At 73.8% G+C, this 18,016-nt stretch carries 14 protein-coding genes and 1 pseudogene; 9 read left to right on the forward strand and 6 right to left on the reverse strand.

Annotated elements, in window-relative coordinates; genetic code table 11:
* The gene (xylB, locus tag QM788_RS11880) at positions 1-1,455 is read right to left on the reverse strand and encodes a xylulokinase (RefSeq protein ID WP_415661687.1); all 1,455 of its coding nucleotides are present in this window, start codon (positions 1,453-1,455) and stop codon (positions 1-3) included.
* Positions 1,455-2,684, reverse strand: coding sequence for an ROK family transcriptional regulator (locus QM788_RS11885; protein ID WP_415661688.1), 1,230 nt, complete (start codon positions 2,682-2,684; stop codon positions 1,455-1,457). Before QM788_RS11885 ends, xylB begins: the two co-directional genes overlap by 1 nt.
* Positions 2,685-2,889: 205 nt before the next feature.
* Between QM788_RS11885 and yicI the strand changes: the two genes are divergently transcribed.
* Genes yicI through QM788_RS11900 form a run of 3 tightly spaced genes read left to right on the forward strand, consistent with a single transcriptional unit; the run spans position 2,890 to position 8,182 of the window.
* The gene (gene yicI / locus QM788_RS11890) at positions 2,890-5,175 is read left to right on the forward strand and encodes an alpha-xylosidase (protein ID WP_415661689.1); all 2,286 of its coding nucleotides are present in this window, start codon (positions 2,890-2,892) and stop codon (positions 5,173-5,175) included.
* Positions 5,172-6,893, forward strand: a complete 1,722-nt coding sequence (locus QM788_RS11895; RefSeq protein WP_415661690.1) for a glycoside hydrolase family 9 protein — start codon at positions 5,172-5,174, stop codon at positions 6,891-6,893. Before yicI ends, QM788_RS11895 begins: the two co-directional genes overlap by 4 nt.
* An 11-nt stretch (positions 6,894-6,904) precedes the next feature.
* Positions 6,905-8,182: an MFS transporter gene (locus QM788_RS11900; protein ID WP_415661691.1), complete on the forward strand. Its 1,278-nt coding sequence runs from the start codon at positions 6,905-6,907 to the stop codon at positions 8,180-8,182.
* Between the two features lie 7 nt (positions 8,183-8,189).
* Here QM788_RS11900 and QM788_RS11905 read toward each other — a convergent pair whose 3' ends face one another.
* Genes QM788_RS11905 through QM788_RS11920 form a run of 4 tightly spaced genes read right to left on the reverse strand, consistent with a single transcriptional unit; the run spans position 8,190 to position 11,815 of the window.
* Positions 8,190-9,005 carry a sulfite exporter TauE/SafE family protein gene (locus tag QM788_RS11905; RefSeq protein WP_415661692.1) on the reverse strand — a complete coding sequence of 272 codons (816 nt, stop codon included), beginning with the start codon at positions 9,003-9,005 and terminating at the stop codon, positions 8,190-8,192.
* Between the two features lie 4 nt (positions 9,006-9,009).
* On the reverse strand, positions 9,010-10,677 hold the full coding sequence (locus tag QM788_RS11910; protein WP_415661693.1) for a TIGR01244 family sulfur transferase: 1,668 nt from the start codon (positions 10,675-10,677) through the stop codon (positions 9,010-9,012).
* A gap of 21 nt (positions 10,678-10,698) precedes the next feature.
* A complete protein-coding gene (locus tag QM788_RS11915; protein WP_415661694.1) occupies positions 10,699-11,604 on the reverse strand; it encodes an MBL fold metallo-hydrolase in 906 nt (301 codons plus the stop codon).
* Positions 11,605-11,629: 25 nt separating this feature from the next.
* Positions 11,630-11,815, reverse strand: coding sequence for a DUF2892 domain-containing protein (locus tag QM788_RS11920; RefSeq protein ID WP_415661695.1), 186 nt, complete (start codon positions 11,813-11,815; stop codon positions 11,630-11,632).
* Between the two features lie 273 nt (positions 11,816-12,088).
* Between QM788_RS11920 and QM788_RS11925 the strand changes: the two are divergent.
* The 6 genes and pseudogenes from QM788_RS11925 to QM788_RS11950 all read left to right on the forward strand — a co-directional run.
* A pseudogene (locus QM788_RS11925) lies at positions 12,089-13,226 on the forward strand (sigma-54 interaction domain-containing protein); the annotation flags it as partial.
* A 98-nt stretch (positions 13,227-13,324) separates the two neighbouring features.
* Positions 13,325-13,432: a winged helix-turn-helix transcriptional regulator gene (locus QM788_RS11930; RefSeq protein ID WP_415662982.1), complete on the forward strand. Its 108-nt coding sequence runs from the start codon at positions 13,325-13,327 to the stop codon at positions 13,430-13,432.
* Between the two features lie 191 nt (positions 13,433-13,623).
* Entirely contained in the window at positions 13,624-14,475 is an 852-nt protein-coding gene (locus QM788_RS11935) for an outer envelope protein (protein WP_415661696.1), read from the forward strand.
* A gap of 15 nt (positions 14,476-14,490) precedes the next feature.
* The gene (locus QM788_RS11940; protein ID WP_415661697.1) at positions 14,491-16,020 is read left to right on the forward strand and encodes an ABC transporter ATP-binding protein; all 1,530 of its coding nucleotides are present in this window, start codon (positions 14,491-14,493) and stop codon (positions 16,018-16,020) included.
* Complete coding sequence (locus tag QM788_RS11945) at positions 16,007-17,080, forward strand: ABC transporter permease (protein ID WP_415661698.1); 1,074 nt, start codon at positions 16,007-16,009, stop codon at positions 17,078-17,080. Before QM788_RS11940 ends, QM788_RS11945 begins: the two co-directional genes overlap by 14 nt.
* Positions 17,077-17,997, forward strand: coding sequence for an ABC transporter permease (locus QM788_RS11950; RefSeq protein WP_415661699.1), 921 nt, complete (start codon positions 17,077-17,079; stop codon positions 17,995-17,997). Before QM788_RS11945 ends, QM788_RS11950 begins: the two co-directional genes overlap by 4 nt.
* Positions 17,998-18,016 lie beyond the last annotated feature (19 nt).

The raw sequence follows: 18,016 nt of genomic DNA on the forward strand, positions 1-18,016 counted from the left end.
TCAGGCGCCGCGCAGGCGGCGGTAGAGGTCGCGGAAGCGCGCCAGGCGCGGGGCCAGGCGGGCGTGGCGTTCGGGGTCGGGCGCGAAGCGCGCGGCGATGTCGGGCCGGGGGCAGGCCTGCGCGACGCTGGCGCCGCAGGCCAGCCAGCCCAGGCGCGCGGCGCCCAGCGCGCCGCCGGCCTCGCCGCCGCCGTGCAGCAGGATCTCCACGTCCAGCGCGTCGGCGATCAGCTGCGCCCAGTACGGGCTGCGCGCGCCGCCGCCGACGAGCGACAGCCGCGCCACCCCGGTGCCGGCGGCGCGCAGCGCGGCCAGGCCGTCGGCCAGGCCGAAGGCCACGCCCTCGAGCACCGCGTAGCAGCAGTCGGCGCGCGTGGTGTGGGCCTGCAGGCCGTGGAACACGCCGGGCGCGAAGGGGTCGTTGTGCGGCGTGCGCTCGCCGGCCAGGTAGGGCAGGAAGAGCGGCGCGCGCGCGTCGGCGGCGTGATCGCCGCGCGCCAGTTCGGCCAGCAGCGCGCCCTCGTCGGCGCCCACCAGCCGGCTGAACCAGCGCAGGCAGGAGGCGGCCGACAGCATCACGCTCATCTGGTGCCAGCGCGCCGGCAGCGCATGGCAGAAGGCGTGGACGGCCGAGGCCGGGTTGGGCGCGAAGCGGTCGGTGACGACGAACAGCACGCCCGAGGTGCCGAGTGAGATGAAGCCGTCGCCCGGCTCGGTGGCGCCGATGCCGAGGGCGCTGGCCGCGTTGTCGCCCGCGCCGCCGGCGACGACGACGTCGGCGCCCAGGCCCCAGGCGGCGGCCAGCTCGGGACGCAGCCGGCCGCCGGGCGCGCCGGATTCGGCCAGGCGCGGCATGTGCGCGCGCGTCAGGCCGGTGGCGGCCAGCAGCTCGTCGGACCAGTCGCGGCGCGCCACGTCCAGCCACAGCGTGCCGGCCGCGTCGGACGGGTCGGACAGCTTCTCGCCGGTCAGCCGCAGGCGCAGCCAGTCCTTGGGCAGCAGCACGGTGCGCACGCGGGCGAACACGCCGGGCTCGTGCTTGCGCAGCCACAGCAGCTTGGGCGCCGTGAAGCCGGGCATCGCCAGGTTGCCGGCGATGGCGTGCAGGCGCGGCGCGGCGGCCTCCAGCTCGGCGCATTCGGCGTGGCTGCGGCCGTCGTTCCACAGGATCGCGGGGCGCAGCACGGCGTCGCCGCCGTCCAGCAGCACGGCGCCGTGCATCTGGCCCGACAGGCCGATGCCGCGCACCGCCGCGAACGCCGCCGGGTGGGCGGCGCGCAGCCGGGCGACGGCGGCCTCGACGGCGGCCCACCAGTCGGCCGGCTGCTGCTCGGCCCACAGCGGCTCGGGCGTGGCCAGCGCCAGCGGGCTGCCGGCGGTGCCGGCGACGCGGCCCGCGCCGTCCAGCAGCAGCAGCTTGACTTCCGAGGTGCCGAGGTCGATGCCGAGGTACATCAGGCGGGTTCCTCCGCGACGGCCGCGCCCGTGTCCGCCAGCGGCAGCGCGGGGCGGGTGAGCCGGTAGCGCGCCAGCGCGGCGGCGCCCACGGCGACGGCGTTGGCGCCGAAGCGCGAGGTGCGCACCGTGGGCGGCGGCAGGCCGGCCGCGGCGGCGTAGTCGTTCAGCGTGGCCAGCGCCGGCTGCAGGAAGGGCAGGCCCAGCTCGACGACGCTGCCGCCCAGCACGATGCAGCCGGGGTCGTAGGCGGTGGCCAGGTTCTGCAGCAGCACGCCCAGGTTGCGGCCGGCGGAGTGGACGGCCTTCAGCGTCTCGGGGTCCTGGTCCACCAGGTGGGCGCGCACCTCGGCCAGCGAGCGCAGCGCGGCCGGGTCGTCGCCGGGGCCCAGCATCGCGCGGGTGGCGATCAGCGCCTCGGCGCAGCCGCGCCGGCCGCAGGAGCAGCGCGGGCCGCCCAGCTGCAGCACCATGTGGCCCACCTCGCCGGCGAAGCCGCGGCTGCCGGTCAGCAGCCGGTCGCCGACGATGACGCCCGCGCCCAGGCCCTGGTTGATCGAGACGTAGAGCAGCGGGTCGGACGCGGGCGTGGGGTTGAACTCCAGCTCGCCCAGCGCCGCCACGTCGGCCTCGTTCTGGATGAACAGCGGCACGCCGTCCAGCGGCGTGTCCAGCAGCTTCTCGCCGAGCAGCGCGCCGACGGGGATGTCGCGCCAGCCCAGGTTGGGGGCGAAGTGCAGCACGCCGCGCGCCTCGTTGACGCCGCCCGGCAGGCCCACGCCGATGCCCAGCACCTGCTGGCTGGCGTCGAGCTGCCGGCGCACCTTGAGCAGCGCCGTCGCCAGGCTGGCGATGCAGGCCCTGGCCGTGCGGCTGGCGCCGTAGCCGGCGGTGTTGCAGGCCTGGATCTCGCCCGTCAACGACGTGGCCACGACGCGCACGGACTCGATGCCCACCTCCGCGCCCAGCAGCAGCAGGCGGTCGGGGTCGATGAACAGCGGCGTCGGGCGGCGGCCGAGGTCGCCGGTGGCGACGACCTCGCGCTCGGCCAGCCAGCCTTCGCTGACCAGCTCGCGCACGAGCAGGCTGACGGTGGATTTGGTCAGGCCGACGGCGAGCGCCAGATCGGCGCGCGACAGCCCCGGGTTGGCACAGAGGTGCCTGACCAGGGCCATGCGGTTGTTGACCTTCAGCAGCTGCTGGCTGCCGGCGGTGGTTTCGGCCTGCAAGTGGGGTCTCCTCGGGAAGGGTGTCCAGGTGATGGGCGGCAATTTAGTTCGGCCATCGAACGAAGTAAATTGGGTGAAAACCCCTGGCGGCGCGCGCGCCGGGGCGTCGAAGATGGCGCCGTGAGCGGGGCCGTGCCTCGGCCGCCGCCACGAGACCGACGAGACCGGCCCGGCGCCGGCGCTTCCGAGACAACCAGGAAACCCGATGAAGTTCACCGACGGACAGTGGCTGCTGCAGCCGGGCGTCGCCGCGCACTACGCGGCCGAGGCCTATGCGGTCGAGGCCCACGAGGACCGCCTCGTCGTGCTCGCCACGACCCGCCCCATCAAGCACCGCGGCGACACGCTGCAGGGCCCGGTGCTGACCGTGACGCTGAGCTCGCCGCTCGAGGGCGTCATCCGTGTCAGCGTCGCGCACTACGCCGCCTCCAGCCCGCCGCGGCTGCGCGTGCCCATGCCGGGCGCGGGCCGGCCGGCGGTGCGGATCACCGAGACCGGCACGCACGCCACGCTGAGTTCCGGCGCGCTGTCGGTGGAGGTCAAGAAGGGCGAGGGCTGGTCGCTCACCTTCCGCGAGGGCGACCGCGTGCTGACCCGCAGCGACTGGCGCAGCCTGGGCTACATCCAGTGGGGCGAGCGGGGCAACCACGTGCATGAGCAGCTGGCGCTGGCCGTCGGCGAGAACGTCTACGGCCTGGGCGAGCGCTTCACGCCCTGGGTCAAGAACGGCCAGGTCGTCGAGAACGCCAACAAGGACGGCGGCACCGCCTGCGAGCAGGCCTACAAGAGCGTGCCCTTCTACCTGAGCAGCCGCGGCTACGGCGTGCTGGTCGATGAGGCCGGCCCGGTGTCCTTCGAGGTCGGCTCGGAGAAGGTCGCGCGCGTGCAGTTCAGCCGCGAGGGCGAGAGCCTGGACTACTGCGTGATCGCCGGCCCCACGCCCAAGGCCGTCGTCGGCCGGCTGACGGCGCTGACCGGCCGCGCGCCGCTGCCGCCGGCCTGGAGCTTCGGCCTGTGGATGACCACCTCGTTCACGACGCCCTACGACGAAGCGACCGCCACGCACTTCATCGACGAGATGGCGCGGCGCGAGCTGCCGCTGTCGGTCTTCCACTTCGACTGCTTCTGGATGCGCGAGTTCCAGTGGTGCGACTTCGCCTGGGACCGCCGCGGCTTCCCCGAGCCCGAGGCGATGCTCGAACGCCTGCACGCCAAGGGGCTGCGGATCAGCCTCTGGATCAACCCCTACGTGGCGCAGAAGTCGCCGCTGTTCGCCGAGGGCGTGGAGAACGGCTACTTCATCAAGCGCAAGGGCGGGCCGCTGGACGGGCTGACCTTCCAGACCGACCAGTGGCAGCCCGGCATGGCCATCGTGGACTTCACGAACCCGGCCGCCAAGGCCTGGTACCAGGGCCATTTGCGCCGCCTGCTGGCCGGCGGCGCGGACTGCTTCAAGACCGACTTCGGCGAGCGCATCCCGAGCGAGGGCGTCGCCTACCACGACGGCTCCGACCCCGTGGAGATGCACAACCTCTACGCGCTGCACTACAACCAGGCCGTGTTCGAGCTGCTGCAGGAGGCGCGGGGCCGGGACGCGGTCGTCTTCGCGCGCGCCACCTACGCCTCGGGCCAGCGCTTCCCGGTGCACTGGGGCGGCGACTGCTGGAGCACTTTCGAGTCCATGGCCGAGAGCCTGCGCGGCGGCCTGTCGCTGACGAGCTGCGGCTTCGCGTTCTGGAGCCACGACATCGGCGGCTTCGAGGGCAGCCCGCCGCCGGCCGTCTACAAGCGCTGGATCCAGTTCGGCCTGCTGTCCTCGCACAGCCGGCTGCACGGCAGCAGCTCGTACCGGGTGCCATGGCTGGTCGACGAGGAGAGCTGCGACGTGCTGCGCGCCTTCACGCGGCTCAAGCACCGGCTCATGCCCTATCTCTACGCCAAGGCCTGGGAGGCGACGCAGACGGGCGTACCGCTGATGCGCGCGATGCTGATGGAGCATCCGCACGACCCCGCCTGCGCGACGCTGGACCGGCAGTACCAGCTCGGCGAGGCGCTGCTGGTCGCGCCCGTCTTCACCGACGGCGGCGAGGTGGACTTCTACCTGCCCGACGGGACCTGGACCCACCTGCTCACCGGCGAGAAGAAGGCCGGCGGCCGCTGGCACCGCGAGACGCACGGCTTCCTGTCGCTGCCGCTGTACGCGGCGCCGGGCAGCGTCATCGCCTGGGGCGCCGAGGACGCGCGGCCCGACTACGACCACGCCCGCGGCACCGTGCTGCGCGTGTTCGAGCTGGCCGACGGCGCGAGCGCGGCCTTCGCGGTCATCGGCGCGGACGGCCGGATCGCCGCGCGCGGCAGCGTCAGCCGCCAGGGCCCGGGCTACACGGCCGAGCTGGCCGAGGGCGCGCTGCGCGACTGGTGCCTGGAGGTCGACGGCCGGCGCAGCCCGGTGCAGGCCGGCGGCGCCACGCTGTGCTGGAGGCCGGCATGAGGCGCCGCGTGCTGCTGAGCCTGGGCCTGGGCCTGGCGCTGGCCGCGGCGGGTGCCGCCGCCGAGCCGGGCATCGCCGTCAACCAGGTCGGCTACCTGCCCGGCGCGGCCAAGGTCGCGGCCGTGCCGGCGGGCGCGGCGCAGGCCTTCAGCGTCGTCGAGGCCGGCAGCGGCCGCACGGTGCTGCGCGGCCGCCTGGGCGCCGCCGCGCGCTGGGCGCCGGCCGGCCAGGACGTGCGCCTGGCCGACTTCTCCGCGCTGCGGGCGCCCGGCCGCTACCGGCTGCGCGTCGCGGGCGTGGCCGATTCGCCGGCCTTCGACGTCGCCGCCGACGCCTACGCCGCCGTCAACGCCGCGGCGCTCAAGGCCTACTACTTCAACCGCGCCAGCACGGCGCTGCCGCCCGAGCACGCCGGCCGCTGGGCGCGGGCGGCGGGGCACGCGGACGAGCGCGTCCTCGTGCATGCCTCCGCCGCCGGCCCGGGTCGCCCGGAGGGCAGCGTCATCGCCGCGCCCAAGGGCTGGTACGACGCGGGCGACTACAACAAATACATCGTCAACTCCGGCATCACCGTCTACACGCTGCTGGCCGCCTACGAGCACTTCCCGGCCTTCTTCCAGGCGCAGCACCTCGACATCCCCGAGAGCGGCAACGCGCTGCCCGACCTGCTCGACGAGGTGCTGTGGAACCTGGAGTGGATGCTGGCCATGCAGGACCCGGCGGACGGCGGCGTCTACCACAAGCTCACCAACAAGGGCTTCGACGGCGCCGTCATGCCGGCCGACGCGACCGGCGAGCGCTACGTGGTGCAGAAGAGCACGGCCGCCGCGCTGGACTTCGCCGCCGTGATGGCGCAGGCCAGCCGCGTGTTCGCCGCGTTCGAGGCGCAGCGCCCGGGGCTGCCGGCCCGCATGCGCGCGGCCGCCGAGCGCGCCTGGGCCTGGGCGCAGGCCCACCCCCAGGCCATCTACCGCCAGCCGCCGGACGTCCACACCGGCGACTACGGCGACGAACGCCTCGACGACGAGTTCGCCTGGGCCGGCGCCGAGCTGTGGGTCAGCACCGGTGACGCGCGCTACCGGCCCGACCTGGCGCGGCTCGCCATCGGCGTGCCGTTCTGGGGCGACGTGAAGGGCCTGGCCTGGATCACGCTGGCGCAGCACCGCGACCGGCTGCCGCCGGCCGACGCCGCGCTCGCCAGCGCGCGGGTGCTGTCGCTGTCGGCCGGGCTGAGCGCCGCGTGGCGGGCCTCGGCCTACCGCGTCGGCATGGGCGCGGCCGACTACGACTGGGGCAGCAGTTCGTCCGTGCTGAACCGCGCGCTGATGCTGGTCCAGGGCCATCGCCTGAAGCCCGACGCCGGCACGCTGGCCGCCGCGCAAGCGCTGTTCGACCATGTGCTGGGCCGCAACCCGCTGGGCCGCTCGCTGGTGACCGGCTTTGGCGAGCGGCCGCCGCTGCACCCGCACCACCGGCCGTCCGAGGCCGACGGCGTCGAGGCGCCGGTGCCCGGCTTCCTCGCCGGCGGCCCCAACCCGGGCCGGCAGGACCAGCAGCACTGCCCGGCCTACGCCTCGGCGCTGCCGGCGCTGGCCTACATCGACCACTTCTGCAGCTATGCCAGCAACGAGGTGGCGATCAACTGGAACGCGCCGCTGGTCTACGTGTCCGCCGCGCTGCAGGTGCTGACCCCTGCGCCTGCGCCCGGACGCCGCTGACCGGGGCCGCGATGACCGCTCCCGCCGCCCGCCACCCGCTGACCTGGGTGCCCTCGCTCTACCTGGCCATGGGCCTGCCCAACGTGATGGTGGGGGTGGTCGCGGCCATCCTCTACAAGAACCTGGGCGTGGCCAACGAGGACATCGCGCTCTACACCTCGCAGCTCTACCTGCCCTGGGTGCTCAAGCCGCTGTGGGCGCCGCTGCTGGAGGCCGGGCGCAGCAAGCGCTTCTGGGTCGTCGGCATGGAGTTCACGATGGCCGCCGCGCTGGCGCTCGTGGCGCTGTGCCTGCCGCTGGAGGGCTTCTTCAGGCTGTCGCTGGCGTTCTTCTGGCTGGTCGGCTTCGCGTCCGCCACGCAGGACACCTGCGCCGACGGCGTGTTCATGACCACCGTGTCGCCGACCGACCAGGCCCGCTACGCCGGCCTGCAGGGCATGTGCTGGAACCTGGGCGCCGTCGTCGCGTCGGGCCTGCTGGTGTCGCTGACCGGCTGGCTGCACGGCCACCTGGCGATGGGCTGGGTGCAGTGCTGGATGGTCGTCGTGCTGCTCGCGGCCGGGGCGATGGCGGCGTCCGGCCTGTGGCATGCGCGCGTGCTGCCGCCGGGCTCGCCGCCCGCGCCGCGAGGGCAGGGCCTGGGCGGCGGCGTCGCCGCGATGCGCGTGGCCTGGGCCAGCTTCTTCCGCAAGCCGCGGATCTGGATGATGCTGGCCGTCGTCTTCTTCTACCGCTTCGGCGAGGGCTTCATCGAGAAGTTCGGCCCGCTGTTCCTGCTGGACGGCGCCGCGGCCGGCGGCCTGGGGCTGGAAAACGCGGCGCTGGGCCACATCAACGGCACGGCGGGCACGCTGAGCTTCATCGCCGGCGCCTTCGCGGGCGGCTTCCTCGTCGCCCGCCACACGCTGCCGCGCAGCTTCTTCCTGCTGGCCCTGGTGCTGAACGTGCCGCACCTGACCTATTTCTACCTGGCCCATGCGCTGCCGGCCGACCCGCTGGCCATCGCCGCCATCGTCGCGCTCGAGAAGTTCGGCTTCGGCATGGGCTCGGTGGGGCAGATGCTCTACATGATGCAGCAGGTCGCGCCGGGCCCGTTCCGGATGGCCCACTACGCGATGGCCACCGGCGTCATGGCGCTCACCAAATGGGCCACCGGCAGCGCCAGCGGCCTGCTGTGGAGCGCCGTGGACCAGCAGTACGCGGGCTTCTTCGGCTGGGTGCTGGTGTTCTCGATCCCGCCGGCGCTGCTGGCCTGGTGGGCGCCCTTTCCACACGGCCGCAACGACTGAACCGCGCTCAGCCGCCCAGCGCGCGCACCAGCATCAGCACGGCGACGCCGCCCGCGACCAGGCCGAAGGCCTGCTGCAGCCGGGCGCCGCCGACGCGCGCGCCGAGCTGCCGGCCGGCCAGCAGCGCGAGCGCCGCGCCGGCCGCGAACGGCGCGGCGAGCGGCCAGGCCATCGTGCCCTGGCTGGCCGCGCCGATGACGCCGCCGGCCGACACCAGCGCGATGACGGCCATCGACGTGGCGACCACGCCGCGCGGCGGCACGTTGCTGATCTCCGACAGCATCGGCACGATGACGAAGCCGCCGCCCACGCCCAGCAGGCCGCTGAGCAGGCCGGAGAGCGCGCCGGTCAGCGCGAGCAGGGCCGTGCACGGCGCCCGCCACGCCAGCCGGCCCGTGGCCGGGTTGATCGCGCAGGCGGGCCGGCGGCCGGGCGCGGCGGCGGCGGCTGCGGGGGCCGCGGCCCGGCGCAGGCTGCGCCAGGCGACCCAGCCCAGCACCGCCGCGAACAGCGCCATCACCGGCCCGTCGGCCACCTGGCGCGACAGCCGCACGCCCAGCGGCGCGACCGCCATGCCCGCCAGGCCGATCACCAGCGCCGCGCGGTAGCGCACGATGCCCTCGCGCAGCCCCAGCAGCGCGCCGAGCGCGGCGGCCGCGCCGACGGCGAGCAGGCCGATCGGCGCCGCCTGCGCCATCGGCAGGCGCAGGCCGAAGACCAGCAGCGGCACCGCGAGGATGCCGCCGCCCGCGCCGGTCAGCGCCAGCACGAGGCCGACGGCGGCGCCCAGCAGCAGGCTCAGGCCGGCGGCGTCCCAGGCCACCGGGTCAGCCCCGCATCTCGGGTTCCGCCAGCCATTCGCGGCCCTTGAGCATGCCGTCCCAGTACAGCGGCGGCAGGATGCGCTCCTTCAGGTACCAGGCCAGCCGCGAGGGCCGCGTGCCGTCGATCAGCCAGCGCGGGAAGCTGGGCGCGAGCTTGCCGCCGTAGCCGAACTCGGCCAGCACGATGCGGCCGCGCGCCACGGTCAGCGGGCAGGAGCCGTAGCCGTCGTAGCGCGCCTCGCCCCGGGCCGCGCCGCGCGCGGCGAGCAGGTTGTGCGCGACGACGGGCGCCTGCTTGCGCGCCGCGGCGGCCGTCTTGGCGTTCGGGGTGTTGGCCGCGTCACCGAGCGCGAACACATTGGCCCAGGTCTTGTGGCGCAGCGTGGCGGGGTCCACGTCCACCCAGCCGGCGGCGTCGGCCAGTGGGCTGACGCGGACGAAGTCCGGCGCGGCCTGCGGCGGCACGACGTGGATCATGTCGAACTCGCGCACCCGCTGCGTCTTGCCGCCGTCGGCGTTGGTCTGCGTGAACAGCGCCTTGCGGGCCGGCCCGTCGATGGCGGTCAGCGTCTGGCCGAAGTTCAGGTGGATGCCGTAGGCCTGCACGAAGTCCATCAGCGCGGGCACGTAGTCCGGCACGCCGAAGAGCACGGCGCCGGCGCTGCAGAACTGGATGTCCACGTCGCGCAGCACGCCGCTGCGGCGCCAGTGGTCGGCCGAGAGGTACATGGCCTTCTGCGGCGCCCCGGCGCACTTGATCGGCATGGGCGGCTGCGTGAACACCGCGCGGCCGCCGCGCAGGCCCTGCACCAACTGCCAGGTGTAGGGCGCCAGGTCGTAGCGGTAGTTGGAGGTGACGCCGTGGCGGCCCAGCGTGTCCACCAGGCCCTCGATGCCGTGCCAGTCCAGCTTCAGGCCGGGGCAGACGACGAGCTGGCGGTACTTGACGACGCGGCAGCCGTCGAGGATGACGGCGTCCCGCGCCGGCTCGAATGCGGCCACCGCGGCCTTCAGCCAGTGGACGCCGCGGGGCAGCACGGAGGCCAGCGTGCGGGCGGTGGCCGCAGCGTCGAAGACGCCGCCGCCCACCAGCGTCCAGCCGGGCTGGTAGTAGTGGATGTCTGCGGGGTCGATGACGGCGATGTCCAGCCCGGGCTGGCGCGCGAGCAGGCTGGACGCGACGGCGATGCCGGCCGCGCCGCCGCCGACGATGACCACCTCGTGGGTCGCGTCGGCCAGCTCCACCGGCGTCCTGCCGCCGTTGGCGAGCCGGCGCACCAGGCCCTGGAGGTCGTAGCCCGCGCGGGCGGCGCGCTCGATGATCTCGGGCAGCGGGCGCTGGCCGGACTGCGACAGCGCCCACATCGTCGTCGAGCGGGTGCCGGTGCGGCAGAAGGCCAGCACCGGCTTGGGGCTGGCCGCCATCAGCGCGGCGAACTCGCGACCCTGCTCGTCGCTGACCTTGCCCGGCTCGGCCGGCAGGTGGTGCATCGCCAGCCCCAGGCCGTGCGCGGCGGCCTGCAGCTCGGCGAAGGCCGGCTGGTCGTTGCCTTCGCCGTCGGGGCGGTTGCAGATCACGGTGCGGAAGCCGGCGTCCGCGATCTGCCGCAGGTCGGCCGCGTGGAGCTGGGCGGCGACGGCCAGCTCCGGCGTCAGGGTCTTGAATTCCATGCGGGTCTCCGGGGCCGGGGCTCAGAGCGCGTTCAGCGGGATCTTCAGGTAGCGCACGCCGTTGTCCTCGGCGGGCGGCAGCTCGCCGGCGCGCATGTTCACCTGCACGGACGGCAGGATCAGCGTCGGCATGCCCAGCGTCGCGTCGCGCGCGGTGCGCATGGCCACGAAGGCGTCCTCGCTGATGCCGTCGCGCACGTGGATGTTGTGCGCGCGCTCCTCGGCCACGGTGCTGACGAACTGCAGTTCGCGCCCGCCGGGCTGGTAGTCGTGGCACATGTACAGGCGGGTCTGCGGCGGCAGGCTCAGCACGGTGTTGATCGAGCGGTACAGGGTGCGGGCGTCGCCGCCGGGGAAGTCGCAGCGGGCAGTGCCGTAGTCGGGCATGAACAGGGTGTCGCCGACGAAGGCGGCGATCTCGCCGGCCGGCCCGCCGTCGCCGGCGCCGGCGGTGACCACGTAGGTCATGCAGGCCGGCGTGTGGCCGGGCGTGTGCAGCGCGCGGGCCTGCAGGCCGCCGATGGCGAAGGCCTCGCCGTCCTGGAAGAGGTGGTCGAACTGGCGGCCGTCGCGGGCGAAGTCGGGGCCGGCGTTGAACAGCGTGCCGAACACCTGCTGCACCGCCGTGATGTGGCCGCCGATGCCCAGCCGGCCGCCCAGCGTCCGGCGCAGGTAGGGGGCGGCGGACAGGTGGTCGGCGTGGACGTGGGTCTCCAGGATCCACTGCACCTGCGCGCCCAGCTCGCGCACGCGGGCGACGAGCCGGTCGGCGCTGGCCGTGGCGGTGCGGCCGGACTTGGGTTCGTAGTCCAGCACGCTGTCCACCAGCGCGCACTGCATCGTCGCGCGGTCCAGCACGAGGTAGCTGACGGTCCAGGTCGCCGCGTCGAAGAAGCCTTCGACCTGCATCCGGGATGGATGGTCCATGGCGGGGTCTCCCGGTGGCGGCGGCTCAGCGCCGGCAGGTGTTGATGCCCAGCAGCGTGTACAGCGGGCAGAAGCCCGCCGCGCCGGTGGCCAGCGGCACCACGCCCAGCCAGCCCCAGGCGCCCACGGTGCTGGTGGCCGCGAGGGCGATCAGCGCCAGGCCGGCGATCACGCGCAGGCTGCGGTCCAGGGTTCCTTCGTTCGCTTTCATGGGGGTCTCCTCGTCGTGGGTGTCGTCCTGCCCGCCGCTGCGGTGGCAGCGCCGGGCGCCTTGCAAACCCGATAATTCAAGACCCGTGCCAGGCGCCGCCCGCCCGGCTTGCTTGCGTGGCAAGTCGTTGAATGGACGTGGGAATATCGAGAATTCCCAGGCCGGAAGCGGTGTCCGGGCGCCCGCGGTGCCGCGGCTCCTGCTGCCAATGGCAGCGAATCTGGCAGCGCCATGGCGGCGCGATGGCAGCCATCGCGCACAATCCGCCGCACCATGCCCCCGACCTTTCCTCACGCCGCGCCCGAGCCGCAGGCCGCGCCGATCCAGGCGCTGGTGTCCTACCTGGAGCACGAGGCCCAGCCCATGATCGTGCTGGACCCGGACTACAACATCCTGGCCGCCAACACCGCCTACCAGCGCCAGTTCGGCGCGGCGGACCGGCCCTACCTGGGCCACAAGTGCTACCGCGTGTCGCACCACTACGACGTGCCGTGCGACCAGGCCGGCGAGCACTGCCCGATGAAGCGCGCGTTCGAGCTCCGGGGCCCCGACCGGGTGCTGCACATCCACCACACGCCGCGCGGGCCGGAGCACGTGGACGTGGAGCTGCGCCCCATCCTCGACGCGGGCCGCCAGGTCGTGGCCTACGTGGAGCGGCTGACGACGGTGAAGCACGCCTCGGCCCGGGCCCGCCAGGCCGGGCTGGTCGGGCGCTCGCCGGCCTTCAACACGGCGCTGGAGAGCGTGCAGCGCGTCGCCCGCTCGCGGCTGCCGGTGCTGCTGCTGGGCGAGTCCGGCACCGGCAAGGAGCTGTTCGCCCGCGCCGTCCACGAGGCCAGCGACCGCGATGGCCAGCCCTTCGTCGTCGTCGACTGCTCCGGCCTGCCCGAGAACCTGTTCGAGAGCGAGCTGTTCGGCCACGAGAAGGGCGCCTTCACCGGCGCGCTGCACCGCAAGCCCGGCCTGGTGGAGACGGCGGCCGGCGGCACGCTCTTCCTCGACGAGATCGGCGACGTGCCGCTGGGCATGCAGGTCAAGCTGCTGCGGCTGATCGAGTCCGGCACCTTCCGCCGCGTCGGCGCCACCGAGACGCTGCAGGCCGATTTCCGCCTCGTCGCGGCGACGCACAAGCCGCTGCGGCAGATGGTGGCGCAGGGCCTGTTCCGCCAGGACCTCTACTACCGGATCGCCGCCTTCCCGATCCTGCTGCCGCCGCTGCGGGAGCGGGCGGGCGACATCCCGCTGCTGGCCGACTCCTTCCTGCAGCAGGGCGCCCGGGCCGCGCCGCGCCTGGTGATCCAGCCGGCCGCGATGGCGCGCCTGCAGGCCCACGACTGGCCCGGCAACATCCGCGAGCTGCGCAATGTGCTGGAGCGCGCCCGGCTGTTCGCCGACGACGGCATCGTCCGGCCCGAGCACCTGCCCGAATGGCTGACCGCGCCCGCCGGCCCGCTGCCGGCCGGGCCGGCCCGCCGCGGCGAGCCCGGCGACGGCGAGATCCGCCGCCTGCTGGCCGAGGGCCGGCTCAGCCGCCGCGAGATGGCGGCGCGGCTGGGCCTGAGCGAGCGCACCTTCTACCGGCGTCTGAAGGCGCTCGGCGCACCCGGCGAGGGATGAACGCGGCGGCGCGCACCGCCATGGGGTGTTGCGCGCGGCCTGGCCGCCCGCCTCTGGTGCGTCCCGGCGCGGCGGCCGGGCATGCCGCTAAGCTCCGGGCGGCCGAATGCGGCGCCGCCCGGCCCCACTGGTGCCACATGGCGCATGAATTGCTAGTGCCCGCCCATCCCCATCCGACCCAGGAGCCCGCCTTGAGCCCGACCACACGCCTGCTTTGCACCGCCCTGGCCACGCTGGCCGCCAGCACCGGCCAGGCCGCCGACTGGAGCGACACCTCGATCGGCTACCGCTACGGCACGAAGTTCGCCGAGCCCTTCGGCGCGAACGACATCAAGAAGAGCATCGTCAACCTCAACCACGCCAGCGGCTACGCCTACGGCAGCAACTTCTTCAACGCCGACGTGCTGCTGTCCGACAGGCGCGACCCGTCCAGCCCCGGCGCGGACAGCGGCGCGAGCGAGGTCTACCTCGTCTACCGCCACACGCTGGACATCGGCAAGGTCAGCGGCAGCAAGATCGAGTTCGGCCCGGTGCGCGGCCTGGGGCTGACGGCCGGCTTCGACGCCAACGTCAAGGTCGATGCCGGCTACAACTCGCGCAAGCGCATGCTGGTGCTGGGCCCGACGCTGATGCTGGACGTGCCCGGCTTCCTCAACATCAGCCTGCTGCTGCTGAAGGAGAGCAACGCGCCCTACAGCAAGTTCACCGGCACCGCGACGCCGCGCTACGACTACAAGACCCACGCGATGCTGGCGGCGGCCTGGAGCATTCCGCTGGGCAAGCTGCCCTTGGCCTTCGAAGGTTTCGCCAATTACATTGCGAGCAAGGGCACGGACGAGTTCGGCGGCGCGACGGCGCCGGAATTCAACTTCGACGGGCAGGTCATGTACGACGCAGGCGCCGCCGCTGGCGCGCCGGGGAAGTTCAAGGTGGGCATCGAGTACCAGTACTGGCGCAACAAGTTCGGCAACCCCTACCGGGGCGCGGCCGGCCGCGGCGCGTTCGCGAAGACGCCGATGATCCGCGCCGAGTACCACTTCTGAACGCGCCCGCCCGGCATGCACCGTCTAGAGCTCATCGGCATCAGCAAGCAGTACCCCGGCGTCAAGGCCAATGACGGCATCCACCTGAAGGTGGCGCCGGGCCAGATCCACGCCATCCTCGGCGAGAACGGCGCCGGCAAGTCGACGTTGATGAAGATCATCTACGGCGCGGTGCGGCCGGACGCCGGGCAGATCGCGTGGAACGGCCGCGAGGTCGACGTGGCCAGCCCGGCGCAGGCGCGGGCGCTCGGCATCAGCATGGTCTACCAGCACTTCTCGCTGTTCGACACGCTGACCGCCGCCGAGAACATCTGGCTGGGGCTGGACAAGGCGCAGTCGCTGGCCGACGTGGCCGCGCAGACGCGCGCCGTGTCCGCCGCCTACGGGCTGCACGTGGACCCGGCGCGGCCGGTGCACACGCTCAGCGTCGGCGAGCGGCAGCGCGTCGAGATCGTCCGCGCGCTGCTGACCCGGCCGCAGCTGCTGATCCTCGACGAGCCCACGTCGGTGCTGACGCCGCAGGCCGTCGAGAGCCTGTTCGTGACGCTGCGCCAGCTCAGCGCCGAGGGCTGCGCGATCCTCTACATCAGCCACAAGCTGCACGAGATCCGCTCGCTGTGCCACCACTGCACGGTGCTGCGCGGCGGCCGCGTCGTCGGCGAGGTGGACCCGCAGCAGGCGTCCAACGCCAGCCTGTCGCGGCTGATGATCGGCGCCGATGCGCCGGTGCTGGCCGCGCGCGAGGGCCGGCCCGTGGACCGGCAGCGGCCGGTGCTGCGCGTCGCCGGGCTGGACCTGGCGCAGCAGGACCCGTTCGGCGTCGCGCTGAAGGGCGTCGCGCTGGACGTCTGCGCCGGCGAGATCGTCGGCGTGGCCGGCGTGTCGGGCAACGGCCAGCAGGAGCTGCTCGCGGCGCTGTCGGGCGAGGACCCGCGCGCGGCGGCCGGCAGCATCCGGCTGTTCGGCGAGGACATCGCCCGCGCGTCGCCGGGCAGGCGCCGCGCGGCGGGCCTGCATTTCGTGCCCGAGGAGCGGCTGGGCCGCGGCGCGGTGCCGACGCTGTCGCTGGCGATGAACACGCTGCTGACGCGCACCGGGCCCGTCGGCGCCGGCGGCTGGCTGCGCGTCGGCGAGGCGCGCCGCCTGGCGGCCGCGCTGATCGACCGCTTCCGCGTCAAGGCGCCGGGGCCGGACGCGCCGGCCCGCACGCTGTCGGGGGGCAATCTGCAGAAGTTCATCGTCGGCCGCGAGATCGACGCCGGGCCCCGGCTGCTGATCGTCGCGCAGCCGACCTGGGGCGTGGACGTGGGGGCCGCCGCGCAGATCCGCGGCGAGCTGCTGCGGCTGCGCAACCAGGGCTGCGCGCTGCTGGTGTTCAGCGAGGAGCTGGACGAGCTGTTCGAGCTGTGCGACCGGCTGCTGGTCATCGCCGACGGCCGGCTGTCGCCGTCGCTGCCCACGCCCGAGGCCACGCGCGAGCAGATCGGCGAATGGATGTCCGGGCTCTGGCCCGCGAGCACGGAGGCCGTCGATGTTCAGGCTTGAGCCGCGCGCGCAGACCTCGCTGGCGCTGGCCGTCGCCGCGCCGCTGCTGGCGCTGGCCATCACGGTGCTGATCGGCATGCTGCTGTTCACCGCGCTCGGCAAGGACCCGGTGCAGGCGCTGCGGCTGTTCTTCGTCGAGCCGCTGAAGAACGGCCGGGCGCTGTCGGAGCTGAGCATCAAGGCCGTGCCGCTGGCGCTGATCGCGCTGGGCCTGGCGGTGTGCTTTCGCGCCAACATCTGGAACATCGGCGCCGAGGGGCAGTTCGTGCTCGGTGCGCTCGGTGCTGGCTGGGTGGCGATGCAGGCGGGGCCTGGCAGCTCGGCCTGGTTCGTCGTGCCGGTGCTGCTGGGCGGCATCGTCGGCGGCATGCTGTGGGCGGGCCTCGTCGCGCTGCTGCGCGACCGCTGCAACACCAACGAGATCCTCGTCAGCCTGATGCTGGTCTACGTGGCCGGGCTGCTGCTGAACTACCTGGTCTACGGGCCGTGGAAAGACCCGGACGGCTACAACTTCCCGCAGACCGTGCTGTTCGCCGCGGCGACGCGGCTGCCGCGGCTGGTGGGCGGGCTGCGGATGAATGCCGGCGTCGTCATCGCGCTGCTGGCGGTGGCGGCGTTCGCGGTGTTCCAGTTCCGCACCTACCGCGGCTATGCGCTGACGGTGGGCGGCATCGCGCCGGCGGCGGCGCGCTACGCCGGGTTCTCGTCGCGCAGCGCGCTGTGGACGGCGCTGCTGCTGTCCGGCGGCATGGCGGGGCTGGCTGGCGCGCTGGAGGTGGCCGGGCCGCTGGGCCAGCTGACGCCCTATGTGCCGGTGGGCTACGGCTTCGCGGCCATCATCGTGGCCTTCGTCGGCCGGCTGCATCCGGTGGGCATCGTGTTCTCGGCCGTGCTGATGAGCATGTTCTACATCGGCGGCGAGCTGGCGCAGAGCCGCATGGGCCTGCCCAAGGCGCTGACCAGCGTGTTCCAGGGCCTGCTGCTGTTCACGCTGCTGGCCTGCGACCACGGGCTGCAGTACCGCATGCGCTGGGCCGCAGGTCGGAAGGGGCCGCCATGACCGAGATCGCGCTGCTGTTCGCGGCCACGCTGAGCGCCGGCACCGTGCTGGCGATCGCCGGGCTGGGTCTGCTGATCAACGAGCGTGCCGGCATCGTCAACCTCGGCGCCGAGGGGCTGATGCTGGTGGCGGCCATCGCCGGCTTCGCGGCGGGCGTGCACACCGGCTCCGACGTGCTGGGCTTCATCGCCGGCATGGCCGCGGGCGCGCTGTTGTCGCTCTTCTTCGGGCTGCTGGTGATCTGGCTCAACACCAACCAGTACGCCACCGGTCTGGCGCTCTCGCTGTTCGGTGCCGGCTTCTCGGCCTTCGTCGGCACCGGCTACACGCAGCAGCGCCTGCCGGAGCGCACGCAGTGGGCCGTGCCGGGCCTGGCGGATCTGCCGGGCATCGGCAAGGCGCTGTTCACGCAGCACCCGGTCGTCTACCTGGCGATCGCGCTGGCCGTGGCGCTGCATGTCTTCCTGTACCGCAGCCGCGCCGGGCTGGTGCTGCGCGCGGTGGGCGAGTCGCCGGAGTCCGCCCACGCGCTGGGCTATCCGGTGCGCCGCATCCGGCTCGCCGCGGTCTGCGCGGGCGGGGCGCTGTGCGGGCTGGCGGGTGCCTACCTGTCCCTCATCTACACGCCGCTGTGGGTGGAGGGCATGGTGGCCGGCAAGGGCTGGATCGCACTGGCGCTGACCACCTTCGCCACCTGGCGGCCAGCCCGCGTGCTGCTGGGCGCCTACCTGTTCGGTGGTGTCACGATGCTGCAGTTCCACCTGCAGAGCGAGGGCATCGACATCCCGACGCAGTGGCTCAGCATGCTGCCCTACCTCGCCACCATCGCCGTGCTGGTGCTGATCTCGCGCAACCCGGCGTGGATCAAGGCCAACATGCCCGCGTCGCTCGGCAAGCCGTTCAAGCCCGGCCACTGAACCCACCCCCACCGCCCAC

Origin of the sequence: Roseateles sp., from assembly GCF_047654785.1 — a bacterium.
Taxonomy (GTDB): domain Bacteria; phylum Pseudomonadota; class Gammaproteobacteria; order Burkholderiales; family Burkholderiaceae_C; genus Pelomonas.